This is a genomic window from Bradyrhizobium sp. Rc2d (assembly GCF_900099855.1).
Classification (GTDB): Bacteria; Pseudomonadota; Alphaproteobacteria; order Rhizobiales; family Xanthobacteraceae; genus Bradyrhizobium.
Window position 1 is genome coordinate 22,383 of the sequence record NZ_FNCU01000002.1, and the last position, 22,561, is coordinate 44,943.

The following is a 22,561-nucleotide window of genomic DNA, read 5'->3' on the forward strand; positions in this document are numbered from 1 at the left end:
CAAAAACCAAACCGCCCGCCTGCGGGTTGCGCAGGCGGGCGGCTCGGGCCATCAGGACTTTGGGGGCATGCGCCTGAAGGCTTTGAGAGGTGTCATCAGGATCAGCCCTGCTGCTGGTCGTTGGGCGGCGGGGTCGGACGCGTCTTGTGCTGCGCCATGAACTGGTCGAACTCTTCCTTGTCCTTGGCGTGACGCAGCCGGCTCAGGAAATCCTTGAACTCGCGCTGCTCTTCCTCGAGCCGCTGCAGCGTCTCGGCGCGATATTCGTCGAAGGCGCGGTTGCCGGATGACGGCGGGCCGAAGCCAAAGCCGAAGCCACGGCGCTCCATGCGATCGCGCATGCGGTCCATCTTGTACTGCATCCTCTCCATCTTGTTCTGCCAGCGATCCTGGTGGCTCCAGCACGACATTCTTCTGCTCCCGAGTGTGAAAAAGAGAAGGGCAAGTCCGATCGGCCACCAGATGATGAAGCCGAGAATGGTCACGGCGATCCAGCCGGGATGCCAAGGCGTCTCGAGCATGTGAGGACGTTGGTACTGTTGGTATTGGTCCGAGGGGCCGCGCCATCGATTGACATCAGCGGTGTAGGCCATTTCCCATCTCCATCACGGCATCAGCGCCGTTGTGAATGTAAATAACATTTACATAGCTAGACCATCCCGCGATTTTGTCAAGCCGACCACAAGACAGGCCCGCGGAATTATTTGCGCAACTTTATTTCGGCTTGCCCCATGGGCCGCCGGGCGGCACCCCAGAACCGGAGGACGCCTCCGGTGGCACCGGCGGCGGCTCGGCGCTCTTCGCTGGCGGACGGCGGTCGGTCGGGAAGCCGAGGCCACGCAGATAAATCAGCACCTCGGCTTCGAGCAGTTCGTCCGGCGACATCGGCAGTTTTCGCCGTGCGGCATCGCCGCGGGAAAACAAGGAAGCCACGCCATGCGCCATCGACCAGATGTGCAGCGCCATCATCATCGCCGGCGGCCGCGGCGTGCCAGGCGGCGTTAGCGCCGCAAGCCGTTCGGCCGCGGCGCGAATGATGTTGAAGGCACGTTCGCTCGCGGCCTGAAGCGCCGGATTGGCATCGACCGGCACGCCCGATTCGAACATTGCATTATAGAAAGCGGGCTCCTCGCGGGCGAAGGCGAGATAGGTCTTGCCGACGCGCTCGAACGCGGTGACCGTATCAGGACGCCCGTCGTCCCAGGCCGCGGCCAGGCGTGCCTCGAACTGCTCGAAGCCGCGCTGGGCGATCGAGGACAACAGCTCGTCGCGGTCGCGGAAATGCCGGTAGGGCGCCGCCGCGCTGACCCCGGCCATGCGCGCGGCATCGGCAAAGGTGAAGCCGGCCGCGCCCTTCTCGGCGATCAGGCCTAGAGCGGCCTGCAACAGGGCTTCTTTCAGATTGCCGTGGTGATAGCCGCGCTCGGCGCGGCGTTGCTCCTTGCGCCAGCTCATGTGAACGACTTTTACATGAGCCGGGCGTGAAGGTCACTAGCGGCGATGCGGCGTGATTAACCCCGTGCTTTCACGGTCCTGCCGGCCCGATGCGTCGACATCGAGCCGGAAACGAGTTCGCCCGAAGCTACATCTGCGGAATCGGCAGCACGGGCATGACTTCGATCGCCTCGCCCGGGAAGATCGCAAAATGCGGATGGTTCTCGAACAGCTTGGCAGCTTCCTCTTGCGAGGCGGCCCGCACCACCGTGAAGCCGGTCAGCGCATTGCTGATCTCTGTAACGCCGCTTCCGTCGATCCTGCGGGTCTTGCCGAGCGGGCCGCCGATCTCGACGATGACGGCCTTGTGCTTCTCGACCCAGCCGTGCCAGGCGGCCATGCCCTGCTGTTCCTTTGCTTTCCGTTCGGCCTCGGGCAGCGCGCGCCAGGCCGCCATTTTCGAGCCGTTCATGCTGCCGAGATAGACGGCGAGGAATTTGTGTTCGGTGCTCATCGGTTTTCTCCTTGTTGATCGATTGAACGTCAGTCGCAATTTCGTCGCGACCCGCCGTGGCTACTTCTTCAGGTCATCGAATCCGGCGGCCGCTGCCTGCACCTCCGGCGGAAAGTCGCCCATCTCCTGCACCTGCCGGATCTCGATGATTTCGTTGGGCGAAGCCGGGCACTTCTTCGCCCAGGCGATCGCCTCGGCGCGCGAGGCGACCTCGATCATCCAGTAACCACCGAGGACCTGCTTGGCCTGAGCAAAGGGCCCGTCGGTCACGACAGGCACGCCGGTCGCAAACGAGACACGCGTGCCCATCGAGGGCGGATGCAGGCCGTCGAGCGTGATCAGCACACCGGCATCCTTCAGCGCCTCGTTGTAGCGCATCATCGCGGCAACGCGTTCTGGATCGAGCTGCACATCCGGCGGCGCGCTCTCGTAACCGAGCGGGATCATGAGCATCATGAATCGCATGGTGGTTCCTTGTTGCTCCTGGTCATTCCGGGGCGCGACGAAGTCCAGCCGGCCCCATTCTCCTGTAAGACGAACGACCCCTCGCCGCCCCGACAGCGGCGCAGAAAATATTTGGAGGCCGCGCCAGTGCGGCTGCGGCAGGCGCATTCGGGCCGGATCGGGATCGATCGGTTCGGCCTGAGGCCTTTCTTGCCGGAACGAAAGCGAAGTAAAAGGAGCCCGCGCTCACGCGCCCCTCTCCCGGACACAGGACAGATCAGCCAATGCCGCAAGCCCCGCAAAAAGTCGCCCTCGTCACCGGAGCCGCGCGCGGCATCGGGCTTGCGACCGCGAAGAAGTTCCTCGCCGAGGGTTGGCGCGTGGCGCTGCTCGACATCGAGGGCGAGTTGCTCGGCCGCGCGGTCGCCGAGATCGGCCAAAGCGAGGCGACGCTGGCGCTGACCTGCGACGTCTCGGACAAGGCGGCGGTCGGCGCGGCGATGACCGCGGTCGAACGGCGGTTCGGCCGGCTGGATGCGCTGGTCAACAATGCCGGCATTGCCGTGTTCGCGCCGCTGATGGAGACGTCGGAGGCTGACTGGCGCCGCGTGCTCGAGGTCAACCTCACTGGCCCGTTCCTCTGCACCAAGGCTGCGGTGCCCTTGATGCGCGACGGCAATGGCGGCGCCATCGTCAACATCACCTCGATCTCGGCGGTGCGCGCCTCAACGCTGCGCTCGGCCTACGGCACCAGCAAGGCGGGGCTGGCGCACCTCACCAAGCAGCTCGCGGTCGAGCTCGCCTCGCTCAATATCCGCGTCAACGCGGTCGCGCCGGGGCCTGTCGACACTGCGATGGCGAAGCAGGTTCACAGCAAGGAGATCCGCGCCGACTATCACGACGCCATTCCGCTCAACCGTTACGGCCTGGAAGAGGAACTCGCGGAAGCGATCTACTTCCTGTGCTCGGCAAATGCGAGCTACATCACCGGCCAAATTTTGGCCGTTGATGGCGGCTTCGATGCGGCGGGTATCGGCCTGCCGACGCTGCGCGGCCAGCGGCGCAACGGGTAGGCGCGGAATTTGTAGGGTGGCAAAGGCGCGAAAGCGCCGTGCCCACTCACCTCCCCCGATTTGCGCCATAGGTGGGCACGCTTTCGCTTTGCCCACATTACGATGTCGAGAGTTCGGAGAGTGCCATGCGACGCGTCACCTTCAAAACCTTGATGCTCGCGACAGCGCTGCTCGCCTCTGCGCCCGCGGCCGCCGAAATCCGCATCATCCAGTCGCCGGGCGGAGCGGTCGGGCCGTTTCTCGACCTGTTCGAGAAGGTGCGCGAGAGCGGCGAGCACGTGGTGATCGACGGTCCTTGTCTGTCAGCCTGCACGCTGGTCTTGAGCATCGTGCCAGGCGAGCGCATCTGTGTCACCAAACGTGCGGTGCTCGGCTTCCATGCCGCGCGCTCGGTCGACGGGCGCGGGCGCTTCTATGCCGAGCCGGAAGCATCGGTCGCGGTGCTTGCCGCCTATCCTGGCCCGGTGCGCGACTGGATCAGCCGCCGTGGCGGCCTCACCTCGCGGTTGCTCTTGCTGAAGGGGCGAGATCTCGCCGCGATCTATCCGCGCTGCCGCTGACGAACTTGGCAGCCGCCGCTCTAATGGCCTTTGGCTTGGCTGGTTCGAGGCCATACGGCGGGTTCCCTGTGCTCGCACGCTATGTGCGCACGGGGGTTATTCGCCATCACGCGCTGGCTGGCTTCAAAAGAGAGTCTGGATCACCGGCACCAGCTTCATGCTGGCGCAAATGAGCATCCCCCAAAGAGCAAAATTGATCTGTAGCGCCGTCGCCATCGGTCGCTCCCCTTCCAAGTGACGTCCACCCCAGTTTGTAGATTTTATGAATTACAAATACCGATTCTGACGTTCAGATTACAGCCCAATATTGCGTCAATTGTTGTGCGATGCAGTCTGCATCGTTTCACGAAGCGGCCGCACTGCTTGCGCAGAGTGATGCGAATCGTGAGTTCATTGCTCGGCCATGCCGGCCAACTGGTTTGCCTTAAGTTCCATTTGACCGACGCGATGCAAGTTTCCCCACGCGGATCTTGCCCATCGCGCGCCGAACTTTGGGTCCCGGCATGATGCGACTTGGCTTGATCTTGCTCACTTTCTGCACAACGCTGCTTGGATGTGCAGTCGCACCGGCGCAGGAGCGTCGTCCGATCGCATGGGATGGCCTCGGCCAAGACCCCAACAAAGGCCCGAACCGCCCTCATGTCACGAAGCGGCGCGCAACGACCCCCGCGCCCGCGGCAAGTGATCCCAATCAGGAGCGGGAACGAGTGCTCGGCACCCTGCGGCCGTACTCCGACGCGTGGTGGGCGATCCATGACGAGATCGAAGCGGAAAACGACAAGCAGCTCGGCACCAAGCTCGTGATCTGCCCTCGTTGCGTGCAACCGGCGCCGCCGGACGGGGACGTGACCGGATCAACCCGGTGAGAGGCAAGCGGCCGATCGGCGCGTGACGGAACGACTCTACGCTCCGTACGAGTCATTATGTGTCCCCTCTCCCGCGGGTTTGGAGAGAGGGGATCACATTTCAATCGATCATGTGGGCGGTCGCGCCCGTCACATTCCTTCCGCCGGGCAGTTCACCATCCAGGGAATGCCGAACTTGTCGACGCACATGCCAAAGCCCTTGGCCCAGAACGTCTTGCTGAAGGGCATGGTGACGCTGCCGCCGTCGGCGAGCGCGTTGAACTTGCGCTCGCCATCCGCGGGATCCTTGACCGTGATCGAGATCGAGAAGCCCTGCGGCTTGTGAAAATGCTCGGGCGGCGCATCGGAGCCCATCAATACGCTGCCGTCGGGCAGCGACATCCGCGCATGCATGATCATCTTCTCGCGACCGGGTGCGGCGGGCACCTCCGGCGGCGCATCCGATGCACGCATCATTGCATCAATCTTGCCGCCGAGAACCTTGGCGTAATGGTTGAATGCCGCTTCGCAGGTGTCCTGATAGAACAGATAGGGATTGAGCATCGCTTCTCTCCTTTTCGTTGGTAGTAAGGCCTATTGCTTCTCGGTGAGCTTCTTCAGGCTGGCGAGTCCGGCCTCGAAATCCTTGCCGATCATGTTGTCCATGTTGATGAACACCTGCATCACCTTGGACAGGAACGGGGCCGGACCGGACATCGCCCATGTGACCAGTGTGGCATCGCCTTGCGGCACAAAGGTGAACTCGGCGCTGTTATGGCCTTCGAACGGGCGCTCGAAATCGAGATTGATGCAGAGCCTCGAGGGCGCGTTGGCCTCGAGGATCTCCATGTGGCCGGCGCCGACATTGTTGTTCCCGTCCCAGGCATAGGTCGCGCCCTTGCCTTCCGCGGTTCCTCCGAAGGTCCGCTGCATGGCGGGATCGCGGCCCTCATAGGGTGACCAGGCGGTCCAGCGGCGGAAATCGGCCACCACCGGATAGATCGCATCGGCCGGCGCTTTCACGGCGAGACTGCGCTCGACGCGGAATGTGTCGGGTTTCGTCAGGGCAAAGACGAGCACGGCCGCAATTCCGGCCACGAGAACGATGGCGATGACGGCAATGGCTTTCAGCATGGATGGCTCCCGGGATACGTGCGTAGGACGAACGAGGGAGACCCCGGCCGACAAGACCGAAACGAAATTTTTCGTGAGTTCTCTCACCTGTCATTCCGGGGCCCGGAGCGCGTCACTTCGCCTTAGCGCTTTCCTTAGCGCTTTCCTTCGGCTTCGGCTGGCTGTCCCGGATCAGGCGATCGAGATGCATGCGGATGTGGGCGGCTTCCGCGGAGGTGTTGGCGAGCGCGATGGCGCGGTCGAAGGCGATGCGGGCCTCGTCGTTGCGGCCGAGCTGCATCAGGAAGGCGCCGCGCACGCCGTAGAAATGGAAGTAGTTGGCAAGCTTCGGCGCCAGCGGCTCGATCAGCTCGAGTGCGGCCTGCGGTCCGCGCACCTTGGAGACCGCGACCGCGCGGTTGAGCGTCACCACCGGCGAGGGCTGCACCAGTTCGAGCGCGCCGTAGAGCAAGTCGATCTGCGTCCAGTCGGTCTCCTCCGGCGTCGATGCGCGCGCATGGAGCGCGGCGATCGCGGCCTGGATCTGATAGGGCCCGCTGCGGCGATGGCGCATCGCCTTGTCGATCAGGGCGAGGCCCTCCGCGATCATGGTGCCGTTCCACAGCGAACGGTCCTGGTCCTCCAGCAGGATCAGCGACCCGTCCGCGGCAAAGCGCGCGGCGCTGCGCGCATGTTGCAACAGGATCAGCGCCGTCAGGCCCATGATCTCCGGCTCGCTCTGGAACAGCCGCAGCAGCAGCCGCGCCAGCCGGATCGCCTCCTCGCACAGCGGCTTGCGAAGCTCCGCGGTATCGCCACTCGCCGAATAGCCTTCGTTGAAGATCAGGTAGATCATCGCCGCGACGCCGGCGAGCCGCTCGGAACGCTCGACAGCGCCGGGCGCTTCGAAGGGTACTCCGGCCTCAGCGACCTTCGCCTTGGCGCGGGTGATGCGCTGCTCCATCGCGGCTTCCGAGACCAGAAAGGCGCGCGCGATCTGCTTCACCGTGAGGCCGGAGACGATGCGCAGCGCCAGCGCGATCTGCTGCGTCGCCGGCAGTTGCGGATGGCAGCAGATGAACATCAGCCGCAAAATGTCGTCGCGGTAATGCGAGCCGTCGAGCCGCTCGGCAAGCGCGCCTTCGGCATCGTCGAGATCGGAGATCGCCTGGTCGTCCTCGGGCAGCGGCTGCTGCTTGCGGGCGCGGCGGACCTCGTCGATCGCGACGTTGCGGCCGACCATGATCAGCCAGGCCGCGGGATCGCGCGGCGGCCCGTTCTGCGGCCAGGTTTTCAGTGCGCGCAGGCAGGCGTTCTGAAAAGCCTCTTCGGCGGTATCGAGATCGCGGAAATAGCGCAGCAGCGCGCCGACCGCCTGGGGGCGCGCCGAGGTCAGCGCAGTCTCGATCCAGGCGGTATCGGCCTCGCTCACGTCAGATTCCCTCCGGGCCTGAACACGCCGACGGGACGCACCTCATAGGCGCCGCCGGGATTAGCGGCTCCTAGTTCGCGCGCGACGTCGAGCGCGTCGTCGAGGTTCTTGCAGTCGACGATATAGAAGCCGAGCAGCTGCTCCTTGGTCTCCGCATAGGGGCCGTCGAGCACCAGCGGCGGGTCTTCCTTGCGCAGCGTCGCCGCCGCGGTGGTCGGCAACAGCCGCGCCACCGGCCCGAGCCGGCCCTGTTTGGTGAGCTTCTCCTGCACCACGGCGAGCTTCTTCATCACGGCCTCGTCCTGGTCCTTGCTCCAGGAGCCGACGAAGTCCTCATCGTGATAGCAAAGAATGGCATAAAGCATGGGCGACACTTTCCTCGTCTGTTCTAAAGACGCGCCAATATGCCCCGCCCCGACAGGGCTGCGGAAAAAATTTGCAAGAAAAATCCGGCAGATCGTGCCAAGGAGGGCCTTCTCAAGCGGAACTCGACGAGGCACTTCGAATGACCAAAGGCACACTGGCCGTCCTGATCAACAGCACGCAGCAGAACTGGCTGCCGGAGCGCTGGAAGGCCCGGTTCGACGCGGTCTGCGGCGGCCGGCGCGTGGTGCTGCTGCCCGATTCCGCCCTTGATCCGGCCGAGGTGCACTATGCCGCCGTGTGGAAACCGGTGCCGGGCGATCTCGGTGCGTTCCCCAATCTGCGTGCGATCTTCAATCTCGGCGCCGGCGTCGACGCGTTGATGGCAGACAAGAGCCTGCCCGATGTGCCGCTGGTGCGTGTCGCCGTGCCCGACCTGACCAACCGCATGACCGAATATGTCGTGCTGCATGTGCTGATGCACCATCGCCAGGAGCTCTATTTGCGCCAGTGCCAGCGCGAGAAGCGTTGGGAGCCGACATATCAATGGCCGGCAAGCGCTGTCACGGTAGGCATCATGGGATTGGGCACGTTAGGCACCGACGCGGCAGATGTGCTGCGCAGGCTCGGCTTCCGCGTCACCGGCTGGAGCCGCAGCCCGCGCACGATCGAGGGCGTCGAATGCTTCCATGGCGCAGCTCAGACCGACGCGTTCCTGCGCGCGACTGACATCCTGGTCTGCCTGCTGCCGCTGACGCCGGACACGCATGGCATTCTCAACCGCGACGTTTTCACAAAGCTCAACCGCAACAGCCCGCTCGGCGCGCCGGTGCTGATCAATGCCGGCCGCGGCGGCTTGCAGAACGAAGCCGACATCCTGGCCTGCCTCGACGACGGCACGCTCGGCGCCGTCTCGCTCGACGTCTTCGTGCAGGAGCCGCAGCCGGCGGACAGCCGGTTCTGGACCCATCCCAAGGTGCTGCTGACCCCGCACAACGCAGCCGACACCGACGCTGACGCGATTTCGGCCTACGTCGCCGAGCAGATCGCGCGGCTCGAAGCGGGCGGCGTGCTGGAGAACGTGGTGGATCGGGCCAGGGGGTATTAGGGCCTCGCCTGGTTGGAAGAGGCACGACCGCGCCTCACTTTCGATGTCGTCCTGGCGAAAGCCAGGACCCATTACCACAGGGAGAAGTTGCGGCGCGAAGTCGTAATCGGAGTCTTCGCCAAACCACTTCCTGGGGTAATGGGTCCTGGATCTGCGCTCCGCCCTGGACAACGCTACGCGTTGCCAAGAGCTGCGCTTGTCCAGGACGACAGCTTTGTTGGGCTCGTCGCCCCGCCCCTCCCCACCAGCATCCCCGTTCACCCTCTCTTAGCGAGAAGTTGATAGACGTTGTTAATCAACGCTCAACGAATGGGTCGAACATGCGAGCGAACCTCGGCCTCAGGATGCGGATCACGGTTGCGCTGGCGACGACGGCGGCGGCGACTGCCCTGTTTGCCGTGCTCGGGGCGATGTGGATCATCGCCGGGATCATCGATCGCGCCGACCAGCGCGAGCTGCACAGTCATTACGATGCGCTGCAATCGCGCATTGCCGAGGAATCGCATCGCGCCGCCGCGATGAGCGCCGTGGTCGCGGCGATGCCGGCGACGCAAGAGGCCATGGCGAAGCAGGATCGCGAGGCGCTGGTGCGCCTGTTCGGACCGGTCTTTGCCGCGACCAAGTCGGACTACGGCGTCGATCAGTTCCAGTTCCATGTGGCGCCGGCGACCTCGTTCCTGCGCGTGCACCAGCCGGCGAAATTCGGCGACGACCTCTCCGGCTTTCGCAAGACGGTCCTCGTCGCCAACCAGGACCGCAAGGTCGTGGTCGGTCTCGAGGGCGGTGTGGCCGGACTCGGCATCCGCGGCGTGGTGCCGATCGCGCAAGCCGGCAGGCATCTCGGCACGGTCGAATTCGGCCTGACCTTCGGCCAACCTTTCTTCGATGACTTCAAGACCAATCGCCATGTCGACGTCGCCTTCCATCTCGCCGACGGTTCAAGCTTCAAGCTGTTCGGTGGCACGCTGAAGGGCAAGAGCTTCTTCGATGCGGCCGATTACGGCCGCGCCACCAGCGGCGACTTCACGGTGCGGCAAGCCAAGCTCGACACGACGCCGGTCGCGGCGCTGCTCGGACCGATCAAGGATTTTTCCGGTAAGCCGCTCGGCGCGGTCGAGCTGGTGATGGACAATGCCGACTACGAGGCCTCGGCCGACCGCGCCTGGATGCTCGCGATCGGGATCGCCGCGCTCGGGCTCGTGCTGGCCGCGATCGTCGGCTATCTCATTGCTCGCAGCATTTCGCGCCCGATCATCTCGATCACGAGCGTGATGCGCGAGCTCGCGGATGGGCGCCTCGACGTTACCATTCCCGCCAGCAAGGCGAATGACGAGGTCGGCGCAATGGTGAAGGCCGTCGCGGTGTTCCGCGACAATGCGGTGAGCTTTAGCAAGCTCCAGGCCGAGCAGCTCGAGGCCAAGGCACAGTCCGAAGCGGAGAAGCGGCGCGCTTTCGGCGCGCTCGCCGACAATTTCGAAGCCAGCATCCGCGACGTCGTCACCACGGTGTCCTCGGCCGCGGTCGAGATGGAGCACACCGCCCGCTCGATGTCCGAGATCGTCGAGCAGTCGCAACAACAGACCCGCACGGTGTCTTCGGCCTCGGCGCTGGCCTCGGAGAACGTCCAGACGGTGGCGGCCGCCGCGGAAGAACTGTCCTCGTCCATGACCGAGATCAGCCGCCGCCTCGCCCATGCGACCGAGGTCGTCGGCAGGGCTGCGAGCGACGGGCAGCGGTCGAATGCGCGCGTGCAGAGCCTTGCCGACGCCGCGCAAAAGATCGGCGACGTCGTCTCCTTCATCAACGGCATTGCGGGACAGACCAATCTGCTCGCGCTGAACGCGACGATCGAGGCGGCGCGCGCGGGCGAAGCCGGCCGCGGCTTTGCCGTGGTCGCCTCCGAGGTGAAAACGCTGGCGACCCAGACCGCGAAGGCGACGGAGGAGATCGGCGCGCAGGTGACGGCGGTACAGGGAGAGACCACCGGTGCTGTCGACGGCATCCAGTCGATCTGTGCGACGATCCGAGAGGTCGACGAAATCTCGGCCGCGATTGCGGCAGCCGTCGGTCAGCAAGGCGCGGCGACACAGGAGATCGCGCAGAACGTCCAACAGGCCGCGGCTCGCACCGGCGAGGTCTCGCAAAACATCTCCGGCGTCACCGCCGGCATCGCGGCGACCGGCACTGCTGCCGAGGAAGTGCTGGGATCGGCGATCGAGCTGTCAAAACAGTCGCAGCGGCTGCGGGACGAAGTGGACCGCTTCCTCGCGCATATCCGCGCGGCGTAGCTGCGGCTGCAAATTGGATGTCGTCCTGGCGAAAGCCAGGACCCATTACCCCAGGGAGAAGTTGCGGCACGACGTTCTAACCTCGAGCTTTCGCCAAATTGCATTCGGTGGCTATGGATCCTGGCTTTCGCCAGGGCGACGTCGGGGAAATAGCTCGCGCTACAAATTCGGTGTCGGCCCGGCGGAGGCCGGGACCCATACCGCGTGATTCATTGATTGTGCGCGGTAAGAGTAGACTCGTCATCAAAAGTCTTCGCCTAACCACTCTCTGTGGTTATGGGCCCCGGCCTGCGCCGGGACGACAGCTAGGGTTTAGCCCCCACCATCACGTCGATCGCGCCGCTGACGATGGCCTCGAGCTCCTTGCGCGGGACCCGGGCGCGGGAACGGATGGCGATCGTGTGCACGGTGGCGGATGCGACCTGCGCCAGCACCGACGGGTCGGCGCTATCAGGCAGTTCGCCCTTCTCCTTGGCGCGGCGGAAGCAATTGGCAAAGGCCTTGTCGAGTTCGGTAAGACCTTCGAGCACCATGGCGCGGATCTCAGGATCACTCACCGCCTCGGAGGCCGCAGTCACCACCGTGAAGCAGCCCCGCGGACCAGTGTCACCCGAGAGATAGATGTTCAGCGCGGAGGCAAAGATGCGCTCCAGCCGCTGGCGCACCGGCATCTCCTGGCGAAAGATCTCCACCATCGATGCGCGCGCTTCCTCCCGGTAGCGCTGGTAGCTCTTGATGTAGAGCTCGCGCTTGTCGCCGAAGGCGCCATAGAGGCTCGGGCGGTTCATGCCGGTGGCTTCGCTGAGATCGTCGAGCGAGGTCGCGGCAAAGCCCTGCTTGCGGAACAGGTCGAGCGCTCTGCCGAGCGCGACATCGGGCTCATAGGCACGCGGCCGGCCCCGGCGCTTGGGTCCGTTGGCAGCAGCTGGCGGTTTCGATTTTTGTACCATTCCGCAAAATAATCCTTGACCGACCCTATATTATGCAAGACAGTACAAAAATCAATCTGGCCAGGTTGAGCGACACCCAGAAGGAATTGCCCAAGGAGGCTACAGATGGATCTCTATTTCTCGCCGCTCGCCTGCTCGATGGCGACCCGCGTCGCGCTGTATGAAGCTGGCGCCGAAGCGAACTATCTCGAAGTCGATCCGCCGACCAAGACAGTGCTGAGTGACGGCTCCGACTTCCGCAGCGTAAACCCGATTGGCCTCGTGCCGACGCTGCGCACCGACGAGGGCGTGGTGCTGACCGAGAACGCCGCGATCCTGCAATATGTCGCCGACCGTTTCCCGCAATCCGGCCTCGGCGCCGCTGCGGGCATCGAGCGCACGCGACTACATCAATGGCTCTGCTTCATCGGCACCGAGCTGCACAAGGCCCTGTTCGTGCCCGTGCTCGACCGCAAAGCGCCGCAGGAAGCCAAGGCCTATGCGCTAGAGAAGAACCTGTCGCGACTCGACTACCTCGACAATCATCTCAAGGGACGTGAATTCCTGCTCGACCATTTCAGCATCGCCGACGCCTATCTCGTCACGGTCATCAACTGGACCATGGCGACGCCGCCGATCGAGCTCGCGAAATGGCCGAACCTGAAGGCGTATTACGAGCGCCTGCGTCAGCGGCCCTCAATTGCACGCGCGATTGCGGAGGAGTTCGAGCTGTACAAGGCCGAGCAGGCGCGGAAGAAGGCGGCGGCGTAAGCCTGAAGCATCGAAATGCCGTCCCGGCCGCCCGGCCGGGGCGGCGCGAATTTATCCGTACAGCACCCGTGGCAGGATCGTGACGATGCCGGGCCACAATGTGAGCAGCAGCACGAAGCCGATCATGATCATGAGATACGGCATCGTCACGCGCGCGATGTAGCCGAGGCCGTCCTCGGTCAGGCCCTGGATCACGAACAAGTTGAAGCCGACCGGCGGCGTGATCTGCGCCATCTCGACGGCGAGAACCAGGAAGACGCCGAACCAGACCTCGTCGAAGCCCGCCGCCTTCACGATCGGCAGCACGATCGGCAGCGTCATCACGATCATCGAAAAGCCGTCGAGGAAGCAGCCGAGGACGAGATAGAAGACGACCAGCGCCACGATCAGCATGAAAGGCGACAGGCCAAGCCCCTTGACGAAGGCGGCCACCGCCTGCGGGATGCCGAGGAAGGCCGCCGCGTTGCCGAGGATCGAGGCGCCGAGCACGATCAGTGCGATCATCGAGCAGGTCACGACCGAGCCGATCAGCACGTCCCGCATCACCTGCTGTGACATCGCTCCTTGCGCCCAGGCGACCAGCGCCGCGCCGAGCACGCCGACAGCCGCAGCTTCGGACGGCGTCGCAAGCCCGCCATACATCGAACCGAGCACGCAGGCGATCAGGAACAGCGCCGGCGCGAGGTCCTTCAGCGCCGCGAAGCGCTCGCCCCACGGCACTTGCGAGAGCTTTGCTTCCGTCTCCGGCACCATGGTGCCGTTGAGGCTGGTGTGCAGCATCACCCAGGCCATGAAGGTGGCGGCTAACAGCAGGCCGGGCAACACGCCCGCCGTGAACAGCTTCAGGATCGAGACGTCGCCGAGCACGCCATAGATGATCATGATGTTGGACGGCGGGATCAGGAAGCCGAGCGTGCCTGCGCCGGCGAGCGAGCCGATCGCGATGTCGCGGGAATAGCCGCGGCGCAGCAGCTCGTTCAGCGACATGCGACCGATCACCTGCGTGGTCGCGGCCGATGAGCCCGAGATCGCCGCAAAAATGGTGCAGCCGATCACGTTCACATGCAGCAGGCGGCCCGGCAGAAGCCCGGCCCAGGGCGCGAGCCCCTGAAACAGCGAGCGCGACAGGCGGGTGCGAAACAGCAGTTCGCCCATCAGGATGAACAGCGGCAGCGCCAGCAGCTCCTGCGTGGTCAGGATGTTCCAGGCATATTGCGGCAACAGCTTGTCGAGCGGGATCGAGCGGAAAATCGCGAGCAGCAGCGTCGCGGTGAGCGCCAGCGTCAGGCCGATCCAGACGCCGCAAGCCAGCAGCGCGAACAGGATCGCAAACAGGGCGACGACTTCGATGGTCATGGGATCCGCTGTCCGGGGATTGGCGCGTGGGCGATCATTCGACGGGCGAGGCCTTCATGCGGTGATCCTCCAGCGGCAGGCCGAGCAGGGCCTGGATCGCACGCGCCAGGAACTGAAGCGTCAGCAGCAGCATGCCGAAGGTGACGACGGCTTGCGGAAACCACAGCGGCGTATCGCTCGAGGTCGAGACCTGGCCGCGCACATAGGCGCCGAAGGCGAACTTCGCCATCGCCGAGGTCAGGAACGCCATGAAGGCGAAGCCGGCCGCCGCCGATAGGATCTCGAGCGCACGCTGCACCAAGGCCGGCGCGTTCTTGAGCAGCAGCACGACACGGATGTGACCGCCGACACGCAACGTCATGGCGGCGCCGAAGGTGAACGACGCCGCCATCAGATAGGACGAATACTCCCAGGCGATCGAGATCGACGGCGGGAAGAATGAAAAGAAGTTCGAGAGGAAGCGCGTTGCGACCTCGCATAGCATCAGCAGTGTCAGCATCAACAAGCAGCCGCCGCCGATCCAGCCGTCGAGCCGGCCGAGGCGGTCGATGCAGTCGAGCAGGATGCGCAGCGGCGCCGGCGCCGCTGCATTGAGACTCTGCGGAGCTTCGGGCGAGACGCTCACCACGACGTCACCCTCAGCCACGCTTCATTTCGGCGAGATAGGCCCGCACCGGCTTGTCGGCCGCCGGCACACGCTTGAGGAACGCATCGAGCTGCGGGGCGGTCTTGCTGCGGATGGCCGTCATCATCGCGTCCGAGACCGGCACCACCTCCATGCCGCCCTCCTTGAGACGGTTGAGGCTGTCGACGTCGGCCTTGAGAGAATTGGCCCAGAATGCCGGCTCCATCTTCGTGGCGATATCCGTAACGAGCTTCTGTTGATCGCTGGAGAGCGCCTTCCAGGAATCGAGATTGACGGTGAGCATCTGCGACGACCAGACGTGGTTGGTCGGGTAGATGTATTTCAGGAATTCCCAGAATTTTCCGTCGACCCCCGAGACCGCCGAGGTGGAAACGCCCGAGACCGCACCCGATGCCAGCGCCGGAATCGTCTCGCCCCAGGGGATCATCACCGGCGCCATGCCGACCACGGCCAGCATGTCGACGGCGTTCTTGTCGGGCACGCGGATCTTGATGTTCTTCAGGCCCTCGACGTCGGCGACCTTGACCTTGAGGTGCAGATATTGCGTCGGCCACGGCACGATGTAGAGGATCTTCTGGTTGTTGCGGGCGGCGACCTTCTCGTATTCGGGCCGCACATATTTGTGCAGCACCTTCAGTTCGTCCATCGAGCCGCACAGGAAGGGGATGCTCTCGACGCCCATGAAGGGTTCGTCGCCGACCTGCTGGATGTTGAGGACGTCAGCGAGCGGCACCAGGCCGTCGCGCACGGCGCGCAGATGCTCGGGGCCCTTGAAGCCGAGCTGGCCCCCGGCCTTCACGGTGATCGCTACCGAGCCGCTACTCTGCTTCTTCACCTCTTCCGCGAAGGCAAAAGCGTTCTGAGTGTGGAAATTGCCGTCGGGCCAGACCGTCGACATGTCCCAGCTGACCGTCGCCGCCCGCGCGCGGGTGGAGATGTGACCAGCGGCCAGCAGCGTCGCTGCACCCGCGGTGAAATTCCTTCGCGTGATCATTGCACCCCTCCGTTCGCTATCGCACAAGACTTCAGCGCGTCACCGCGCGTACCCATAAACTGCAACTGCATTGTCTGAAGACACGAAACCACTCTCGACGTCGTCCTTGACCGCCGCGCGCTCGCGCTTGCCGGGATCGCCAATGCCGGCGCCGCCCGGTGTCAGCACCACCAGCCGGTCGTCCGGCGGCACCTGCTGAAAGCCTTTTCCACGCAGCTTCTTGCCGGATTTGAGGCCGACATAGCCGGCCTCGCCGTCCCGGCCGCCATCGCGCCCGCGCGGCGGATGATCGATGCGATCGAACGCCGCCAGGATGTCGAACGGCGCATCGACGCCGCTGCCGACCTCGATGATCTGACCGAGCCCGCCGCGGGTGCGCCCTGCCCCGCCGGAATCCGGACGCAGCTCCTTGCGCCAGAAGATCAAAGGCGTCTGCGTCTCTGCGATCTCGACCGGCGTGCCGCGCACGCCGCTGGGATAGGCGGTGGCCGACAGACCGTCCTTGCCGAAGCGCGCACCCGTGCCGCCATTGGAGGTCACCGCCATCGAGAACCCGTAATTGCCGCCGGCGCCGCTTCGCGTCTGTCCGCGGACGTTCAGATTCCACAAACACGAGGTGCCCTCGGCCGGCACGCGCTCGGGAATGATCTGGCGCAAACAGCCGAACACGACGTCGGGCAGCATCTGGCCGATGACGTGACGCGAGGCAACCGGCGCAGGCTTCGGCGCATTGAGGATCGCACCCGCCGGCGCCGACACCGTCAGCGGCGAGAGCGAGCCGGCGTTGTTCGGGATGTGCGAGGCGACGACGCAGCCGAGGCCGAACACGGTATAGGCCGTGGTGTAGGACAGGGGCACGTTGATGCCGAAATTGGAGGCGGCCGAGGTGCCGTCGAAATCGACGTGGATGCCTTCGTCCGAGATCGTCAGCGTCGCTGCGAGCGTCACCGGCGCATCATAGCCGTCGACGACCATGGTGTTGCGCCAGCTGCCCTTTGGCAGTTTTGCGACCTCGGCAAGCACGGCCTCGCGCGAGCGGTCGCAGATGTGGTCGCCGAGCTCGTCGAGCGTGTCGATGCCGAACTCGTTCATCATCTCGACCAGGCGCTCGCAGCCGACGTCGTTGCAGCCGGCCAGCGAATAGGTGTCGCCTTCGGTGTCGATCGGCAGCCGCGTGTTGGTGCGGATCATCGCCATCAGCGTCTCGTTGACGACGCCCTGGTCGATCAGCTTCAGCATGGGGATGTAGAGCCCCTCCATGAACACGTCGGTGGCATCGGGTCCAAAACCGATGCCGCCGATGTCCATGAGATGGCTGGTGCAGGAGAACAGCGCGACAGGCTTGCCGTCCTTGAAGCAGGGCGTGGTGACGACGAAATCATTGAGATGGCCGGTGCCCATCCAGGGATCGTTGGTGATGTAGGCATCGCCCTCCTTCATCGTCTCGATCGGAAAATGGGCAATGAAATGCTTGACCGATTCCGCCATCGAGTTGACGTGGCCGGGCGTGCCGGTCACCGCCTGCGCCAGCATGCGGCCCTTGAGGTCGAACACGCCGGCGGAGAGGTCGCCGCATTCGCGCACGATCGGGCTGAACGCGGTGCGGAGCAGCACCTGCGCCTGCTCCTCGACCACGGCGATCAGCCGGTGCCACATGATCTGGAGATCGATCAGGCTCGCGCCGTTTGCCTTGCTCATGATCAGGCCGCCTTTCGTTCCATGACGATGCTGCCGGCACCGTCGATATGAGCATCAAAACTGGTCGAGACGAAGGTGGAGGTCTCGTCCTCGGCGATTACGGCCGGGCCCGCAATGGTCGCGCCCGGCGTCATGTCTTCGCGGCGATAGAGCGGGATCTCGATCACCTCGCCGGCGCGTCCGTCGAAGAACTTGCGGCTGCCGACTGCCTTTCCGGCGGACTTGCGCGCGACCGCCGCGACCGCGGGTGGATTGCGCGCCTCGGTGGTCGCGAGCACCGACCAGCTCAACACCTCGATCGCGGCACCCGGGATCGGCCGCTCGAACATCGCGGCATAATCCGCCTCGAACTTCTGGCGCAGACCGGCGAGATCGGCGGTCGCCAGCCGCCGGTTCGGCAGCTCGACCGAGATCTCATGGCCCTGGCCGACATAGCGCATGAAGGCGGCGCGCCGCTCCCGCACCGGCGCACCGGCGGCGCCGGGCTCGACCAGCGCGCGCGCTTCGGTCGCCATCTCCTGCAAGAGATCGGAGACCGCCTCGGTGTCGAAATCATCGAGCCGGACGTGACGGCTGCGCACCAGCTCGTAAGCGATGGGCGCCGCCAGGAATCCGACGGCCGATCCGACACCGGCATTCGAGGGCACGATCACGCGGGAGACGCCGATCTTCTCGGCAACGCGCGCCGCATGCAACGGCGCAGCGCCACCGAAGGCGATCAGCGTGTGCTGGCCGACCACGGCACCGCGCTCGACCGCATGCACGCGCGCCGCGCTCGCCATGTTCTCACAGACGACCTCGTGCACGGCGTAGGCCGCGGTTTCCGCCGACAGGCCGAGCGGCTCGCCGACGTCGCGCAGCAGCGCCTGTTTCGAAAGCTCCGGATCGAGCTTGATCGTGCCCGCCGCAAACGCGTCGGGATCGATCATGCCGAGCGCAACGTCCGCATCCGTCACGGCCGGACGCTGGCCGCCGCGGCCGTAGCAGGCCGGTCCCGGCTCGGACGAGGCGCTCTCGGGACCGACGGTGACACGCTTCATCGCGTCCACATGGGCAATCGAGCCGCCGCCGGCGCCGATCTCGACCATCTCGATCACGGGGATGCGCACCGGCAGGCCGGAGCCTTTGAGGAAGCGCGCGGCACGGTCGACCTCGAACACGCGCGAGGTCTCGGGCTGGTACTTCTCGATGAGACAGATCTTTGCAGTGGTGCCGCCCATGTCGAAGGACAGCACTTTGGTTTCGCCAAGACGCGCCGCAATCTGCGCCGCGAAGATCGCGCCGCCGGCCGGACCGGATTCGACGAGCCGCACCGGAAAACGCCGCGCCGTCTCGATCGAGGTGACACCGCCGCCGGAAGTGACGAGATAAATGGCGCCGCGGAACTGCTCGACCTGCAAGGCGTCCGCCATGCGGGCGAGATAGCCGTCGATCAGCGGTTGCACATAGGCGTTCGCCACCGCGGTGGAGGTGCGCTCATATTCGCGAATTTCCGGACACACTGCCGACGACACCGTCACGGAGATGCCGGGCATCTCCTCGCCCAGGATCGCTGCGGCGCGGCGCTCGTGTTCGGGATTGGCGTAGGAGTGCAGGAAGGCGATCGCGACGCTCTCGACGCCTCGCTCGCGCAATTTTGGCGCGAGCGCGCGCACAGCAGTCTCGTCCAGCGGGAGCCGAACAGCGCCGTGCGCGTCGATGCGCTCGGGCACGGTGAAGCGCAGGCTGCGCGGCGCCAGCGGCTTCGGCTTGTCGATGCTGAGGTCATATTGGTCGTAACGGCTCTCGGTGCCGATATCGAGCACGTCGCGAAAGCCGTCCGTTGCGATCAGTGCGGTTTTCGCGCCGCGGCGCTCGATGATGGCATTGGTGGCGAGCGTGGTGCCGTGAATGAAGACGTCGATGTCGCTGATATGGGCGCGCGCGTCGGCGAGAATGAGGCGCATCCCGTCCAGCACCGCCTGCTCCGGCCGCTGCGGCGTCGTCAGCACCTTGCGCGTCTTGCGCGCCTCGCCCACGTCCAGCACGATGTCGGTGAATGTGCCCCCGATATCGACGGCAAGCCGCACCTCGGCTCCCTCAAGCATTCCAAATTCTCCGCGCTGATCGTCAAGACTGAGGTCGAAAGCGCAGCAATTTCCATGCCATGGACGACGAGGACAACGCCGCGCCCGGCTATTCTGCTTGGCACCTATGCAATAGGCAAGACGTGTTCGCGGCCGGCGCGATCAGAGCAGGAATGCGAGCGCCGACTCGCAGCGCTCCTCGACCTTCAGCGTCAGGAGATCGTCGGCGCGGGTGCGGCCGAGATTGACCGCCGCAATCGGAATATTGCGCTGCGCAGCAGCCTGGACGAAGCGGAATCCGGAATAGACCATCAGCGAGGAGCCGACGATCAGCATCGCATCGGCCTGCGCCAGATGATCCTGCGCGGTGGCGACGATGTCGCGGGGGACGTTCTCGCCGAAGAACACGACGTCGGGCTTGAGGATGCCGCCGCAGGCTTCGCAGGCCGGCACTTCGAAGGACGAAAAATCCTCGTGCTCCAGATCAGCGTCGCCATCAGGTGCATCGGCGGCATCGAGCGTCAGCCAGGCTGCATTGGCGCGACCAAGTGCGCGCTGAAACTCATCGCGCGGCGTCTTGCCGCCGCAGCCCATGCAGCGGACCAGATCGAGCCGGCCATGCAGGTCGATCACGTGGCGGTGGCCGGCGGACTGATGCAGCCGATCGACGTTCTGGGTCAGCAGCATCCCGCACCGGCCGTTCGCCTCGAGCCGGGCCAGCGCATGATGCGCATCATTCGGCTTCGCCTGGCCGAACCGCCGCCATCCGATCAGGCTGCGCGCCCAATAGCGCCGGCGCGTATGCTCGTCCGACATGAAGGCCTGGAAGTTGACCGGCTGGGTGCGCTTCCAATTGCCGTGGCTGTCGCGATAGTCGGGAATGCCCGAATTGGTGCTACAGCCGGCGCCGGTCAGCACGAACAGCCGTTCGTGCCGGCCGATGAAATCCTGGAGCGGAGGGTTTGCCAGCGGAGCATTTGTCATGGCGCAGATGTAGTCCGCGCGGGCGGGTTTTGCCAGATCACGATAGTCCGCAGCGCACGGCCGCCCGGATAGGCGGCTATCTCGGGGACCGGCGCCCCGTGCTATCGAGGAGACGAGTTTTCTCTTCTGCTGCAATACGGGCGGCTTGCTGCAATGTCAGCCGAAATTCGTCCCGCTTCTCGTGCACCGAGGCGATCGCATGCCCGACCGCGACTCCGAGGCCGATCAGTGCGGCTTCGGAAAGTTGCAGGCTTGCCTCGATGGTTTCCGGCACCGCATCGGTTGCGCCGATCGCATAGAGGTGGCGGGCATGATCGGCGTCCCGCGCACGTGAGACGATCAGCACGTCCGGCCGCACTGCGCGAATCCGCTCGACGACGGCATCGATCGCTGCTCGCGACTGAATGGTAATGATCACACCGGTCGTCTGCATCAGGCCGCAGGCTTCGAGAAAGCCCGGTTCTGTCGCATCACCAAAATAGACCTTATGACCATCGCGGCGGTCGCGCGCCACGGCGACTGCTTCGTTATCGATCGCGATGTAGTTCAGGCCGTGGCTGGTCAGCAGCGAACAGACGACTTTTCCAACGCGGCCGTAGCCGACCACGATGGCCTGCGCCCGGTCGCCGGGCGGCCGAACCGTCAGTTCGGGATCGAGGGTGCGCTCGCTCCCCAGTTTCGCGGCCAATCGTCGTCCGAGCACGCCCAAGAGCGGCGTCAATGCCATCGTCACGGCGGTGATGGCGACGGCAAAGCTCGACACGCGAGGTTCGATCAGGCCGAGCGCCGCTGCCATCCCGATGCTTACGAAGGCGAATTCGCCGACTGGACCCAGCAGGAAGCCAATCTCGATCGCCGACGGCCACGAGAGCCTGAAGAGGCGGCCCAGGATGATGAGCACGATCGCCTTACCGGCCAATACGCCGATAACGGCGGCCAGCAGCCAACCGGGCTCGCGCATGAACACGCGGAAGTCGATGGCCATACCGACGGTGAAGAAAAAGATGCCGAGCAGCAGGCCCTTGAATGGATCGACGGTGGCCTCAATGGCCTTGCCGTACTCCGTTTCCGCCAGCATCAGTCCTGCAACGAATGCTCCGAGCGCCATGGACAGGCCGGCTTGGTGCGCGGCAAGGCCTGCGCCGACGATGACGAACAAGGTCGCCGCGACGAAGAGCTCCGTCGAATGGGTGCCCGCAACCATCTGGAACAGCGGACGCATCAGCAGCCGTCCGATCAGAATGAGAAAAGCGACCGCTACTCCGGCCTTCAAGATCGCACTGGAGATGTGCGCCACGACGGAGCCGCCGCTGCCTGCGCCAAGCACCGAGACGAGCACCAGAATGGGAATCACTGCAAGGTCCTGAGCCAACAACACCGAGAAGCTGGCGCGCCCCGCAGTGGTCGCAAGCCGTCTCTCGGTGGACAGAAGCTCGAGCACGATCGCCGTCGAGGACAGCGCAAGGCTCGCGCCGAGGATCACGGCAGTGTCGGAATTCTGCCCCGCGAGAAGGGTCGCGCCGAAAATGATCGCGGACGTCGCCAGCACCTGCAGGCCGCCAAGCCCGAACACCAGGCGCCGCATCGTCACGAGCCGCCTGAAAGACAGCTCGAGCCCGATCAGGAATAGCAGGAACACGACGCCGAGATTGGCGATACCTTCGACGTTCTGCGCGTCCGCCACGGTGAACCAGTACAGGAACGGAAGTTCTCGAACGAGCGAGCCGAGTCCGAGCGGGCCGAGAATGGCGCCGGCACCGAGATAGCCCAGCACCGGATTGATGCCCCAATGGCGAACAATCGGCACCACCACGCCGGCAGTGCCGAGGACCACCAGCGCGTCACTGTAGGCATTGATGTTTATGGTTGTGGTCACGAGCCCATCATGTGTCGGCGCCTGCCAATAGCGGCAGCGTCGTCCACGGTCGATAGCACACGGCGCC

At 64.8% G+C, this 22,561-nt stretch carries 22 protein-coding genes; 6 read left to right on the top strand and 16 right to left on the bottom strand.

Annotated features, from left to right (window positions below):
• Nucleotides 1-101: 101 nt before the first annotated feature.
• From BLV07_RS04535 to BLV07_RS04550, 4 genes are all read right to left on the bottom strand, one after another.
• On the bottom strand, nt 102-593 hold the full coding sequence (locus BLV07_RS04535) for a DUF2852 domain-containing protein (RefSeq protein ID WP_091880452.1): 492 nt from the start codon (nt 591-593) through the stop codon (nt 102-104).
• A 121-nt stretch (nt 594-714) separates the two neighbouring features.
• Nucleotides 715-1,455, bottom strand: a complete 741-nt coding sequence (locus BLV07_RS04540; RefSeq protein WP_091880455.1) for a TetR/AcrR family transcriptional regulator — start codon at nt 1,453-1,455, stop codon at nt 715-717.
• Nucleotides 1,456-1,582: 127 nt separating this feature from the next.
• Nucleotides 1,583-1,948: a YciI family protein gene (locus tag BLV07_RS04545; RefSeq protein ID WP_091880458.1), complete on the bottom strand. Its 366-nt coding sequence runs from the start codon at nt 1,946-1,948 to the stop codon at nt 1,583-1,585.
• A 60-nt stretch (nt 1,949-2,008) separates the two neighbouring features.
• Nucleotides 2,009-2,413 carry a YciI family protein gene (locus BLV07_RS04550; RefSeq protein WP_091880461.1) on the bottom strand — a complete coding sequence of 135 codons (405 nt, stop codon included), beginning with the start codon at nt 2,411-2,413 and terminating at the stop codon, nt 2,009-2,011.
• Between the two features lie 263 nt (nt 2,414-2,676).
• Here BLV07_RS04550 and BLV07_RS04555 point away from each other — a divergent pair, with 263 nt between their 5' ends.
• From BLV07_RS04555 to BLV07_RS04565, 3 genes are all read left to right on the top strand, one after another.
• Nucleotides 2,677-3,465, top strand: coding sequence for an SDR family NAD(P)-dependent oxidoreductase (locus BLV07_RS04555; RefSeq protein ID WP_091880464.1), 789 nt, complete (start codon nt 2,677-2,679; stop codon nt 3,463-3,465).
• 125 nt (nt 3,466-3,590) lie between these two features.
• Nucleotides 3,591-4,025, top strand: a complete 435-nt coding sequence (locus tag BLV07_RS04560) for a hypothetical protein (protein ID WP_091880467.1) — start codon at nt 3,591-3,593, stop codon at nt 4,023-4,025.
• A 503-nt stretch (nt 4,026-4,528) separates the two neighbouring features.
• The gene (locus tag BLV07_RS04565; RefSeq protein ID WP_091880470.1) at nt 4,529-4,891 is read left to right on the top strand and encodes a hypothetical protein; all 363 of its coding nucleotides are present in this window, start codon (nt 4,529-4,531) and stop codon (nt 4,889-4,891) included.
• A 129-nt stretch (nt 4,892-5,020) separates the two neighbouring features.
• Here the strand turns inward: BLV07_RS04565 and BLV07_RS04570 are convergent, their stop codons facing one another.
• The 4 genes from BLV07_RS04570 to BLV07_RS04585 all read right to left on the bottom strand — a co-directional run bounded on the left by BLV07_RS04570 (nt 5,021) and on the right by BLV07_RS04585 (nt 7,780).
• Nucleotides 5,021-5,434, bottom strand: coding sequence for a VOC family protein (locus BLV07_RS04570; RefSeq protein WP_091880473.1), 414 nt, complete (start codon nt 5,432-5,434; stop codon nt 5,021-5,023).
• A 30-nt stretch (nt 5,435-5,464) separates the two neighbouring features.
• Complete coding sequence (locus tag BLV07_RS04575) at nt 5,465-6,004, bottom strand: SRPBCC family protein (RefSeq protein WP_091880476.1); 540 nt, start codon at nt 6,002-6,004, stop codon at nt 5,465-5,467.
• Between the two features lie 112 nt (nt 6,005-6,116).
• Nucleotides 6,117-7,415, bottom strand: a complete 1,299-nt coding sequence (locus BLV07_RS04580; RefSeq protein WP_091880479.1) for an RNA polymerase sigma factor — start codon at nt 7,413-7,415, stop codon at nt 6,117-6,119.
• Nucleotides 7,412-7,780, bottom strand: a complete 369-nt coding sequence (locus BLV07_RS04585; RefSeq protein ID WP_024337611.1) for a YciI family protein — start codon at nt 7,778-7,780, stop codon at nt 7,412-7,414. The genes BLV07_RS04580 and BLV07_RS04585 overlap by 4 nt, the downstream gene beginning before the upstream one ends.
• Before the next feature lie 140 nt (nt 7,781-7,920).
• Here BLV07_RS04585 and BLV07_RS04590 point away from each other — a divergent pair, with 140 nt between their 5' ends.
• Nucleotides 7,921-8,886: a 2-hydroxyacid dehydrogenase gene (locus BLV07_RS04590; RefSeq protein WP_091880482.1), complete on the top strand. Its 966-nt coding sequence runs from the start codon at nt 7,921-7,923 to the stop codon at nt 8,884-8,886.
• A gap of 320 nt (nt 8,887-9,206) precedes the next feature.
• Nucleotides 9,207-11,174: a methyl-accepting chemotaxis protein gene (locus tag BLV07_RS04595; RefSeq protein WP_176945344.1), complete on the top strand. Its 1,968-nt coding sequence runs from the start codon at nt 9,207-9,209 to the stop codon at nt 11,172-11,174.
• A 305-nt stretch (nt 11,175-11,479) separates the two neighbouring features.
• On the opposite strand, the gene BLV07_RS04600 is transcribed toward BLV07_RS04595, so the two are convergent.
• Complete coding sequence (locus BLV07_RS04600; protein WP_091880485.1) at nt 11,480-12,124, bottom strand: TetR/AcrR family transcriptional regulator; 645 nt, start codon at nt 12,122-12,124, stop codon at nt 11,480-11,482.
• 105 nt (nt 12,125-12,229) lie between these two features.
• Here BLV07_RS04600 and BLV07_RS04605 point away from each other — a divergent pair, with 105 nt between their 5' ends.
• Entirely contained in the window at nt 12,230-12,874 is a 645-nt protein-coding gene (locus BLV07_RS04605) for a glutathione binding-like protein (protein ID WP_091880488.1), read from the top strand.
• Between the two features lie 51 nt (nt 12,875-12,925).
• On the opposite strand, the gene BLV07_RS04610 is transcribed toward BLV07_RS04605, so the two are convergent.
• From BLV07_RS04610 to BLV07_RS04640, 7 genes are all read right to left on the bottom strand, one after another.
• Nucleotides 12,926-14,230, bottom strand: a complete 1,305-nt coding sequence (locus BLV07_RS04610) for a TRAP transporter large permease (RefSeq protein ID WP_091880491.1) — start codon at nt 14,228-14,230, stop codon at nt 12,926-12,928.
• A 34-nt stretch (nt 14,231-14,264) separates the two neighbouring features.
• Nucleotides 14,265-14,858 carry a TRAP transporter small permease subunit gene (locus tag BLV07_RS04615; RefSeq protein WP_091881164.1) on the bottom strand — a complete coding sequence of 198 codons (594 nt, stop codon included), beginning with the start codon at nt 14,856-14,858 and terminating at the stop codon, nt 14,265-14,267.
• A gap of 10 nt (nt 14,859-14,868) precedes the next feature.
• Nucleotides 14,869-15,870, bottom strand: a complete 1,002-nt coding sequence (locus BLV07_RS04620; protein WP_091880494.1) for a TRAP transporter substrate-binding protein — start codon at nt 15,868-15,870, stop codon at nt 14,869-14,871.
• A 39-nt stretch (nt 15,871-15,909) separates the two neighbouring features.
• On the bottom strand, nt 15,910-17,568 hold the full coding sequence (locus BLV07_RS04625; RefSeq protein ID WP_091880497.1) for a hydantoinase B/oxoprolinase family protein: 1,659 nt from the start codon (nt 17,566-17,568) through the stop codon (nt 15,910-15,912).
• A 2-nt stretch (nt 17,569-17,570) separates the two neighbouring features.
• Nucleotides 17,571-19,655 carry a hydantoinase/oxoprolinase family protein gene (locus tag BLV07_RS04630; protein ID WP_091880500.1) on the bottom strand — a complete coding sequence of 695 codons (2,085 nt, stop codon included), beginning with the start codon at nt 19,653-19,655 and terminating at the stop codon, nt 17,571-17,573.
• Nucleotides 19,656-19,796: 141 nt separating this feature from the next.
• The gene (locus BLV07_RS04635) at nt 19,797-20,618 is read right to left on the bottom strand and encodes an NAD-dependent protein deacetylase (RefSeq protein WP_091880503.1); all 822 of its coding nucleotides are present in this window, start codon (nt 20,616-20,618) and stop codon (nt 19,797-19,799) included.
• 76 nt (nt 20,619-20,694) lie between these two features.
• Nucleotides 20,695-22,494 carry a cation:proton antiporter domain-containing protein gene (locus tag BLV07_RS04640; protein WP_091880506.1) on the bottom strand — a complete coding sequence of 600 codons (1,800 nt, stop codon included), beginning with the start codon at nt 22,492-22,494 and terminating at the stop codon, nt 20,695-20,697.
• Nucleotides 22,495-22,561: the final 67 nt, after the last annotated feature.